Genomic DNA, 439 nt, shown 5'->3' with positions numbered 1-439 from the left:
CCTACGGGAGGCTGCAGTGGGGAATTTTGCGCAATGGGGGCAACCCTGACGCAGCAACGCCGCGTGCGGGACGACGGCCTTCGGGTTGTAAACCGCTTTCAGCAGGGAATATAGTGAAGGTACCTGCAGAAGAAGCTCCGGCTAACTACGTGCCAGCAGCCGCGGTAATACGTAGGGAGCGAGCGTTATCCGGATTCATTGGGCGTAAAGCGCGCGTAGGCGGCCCGTCAAGCGGGGTTTCAAATCCAGGGGCTCAACCTCTGGCCGGACCCCGAACTGGCGGGCTCGAGTGCGGTAGAGGAAGGTGGAATTCCCGGTGTAGCGGTGGAATGCGCAGATATCGGGAAGAACACCGATGGCGAAGGCAGCCTTCTGGGCCGCTACTGACGCTGAGGCGCGAAAGCTAGGGGAGCGAACAGGATTAGATACCCCAGTAGTC

The 439-nt window shown here is 60.6% G+C and carries 1 rRNA gene; it reads left to right on the top strand.

The features are described from left to right. Positions 1-439, top strand: a 16S ribosomal RNA gene (locus KGF38_RS20070); the annotation flags it as partial.

The sequence above is a fragment of the Clostridioides sp. ZZV14-6387 genome, from assembly GCF_020657835.1.
GTDB lineage: Bacteria > Bacillota > Clostridia > Peptostreptococcales > Peptostreptococcaceae > Clostridioides > Clostridioides difficile_A.
The sequence above is the reverse complement of the archived record's forward strand: the minus strand, read 5'-3'. Positions and strand labels throughout refer to the sequence as shown.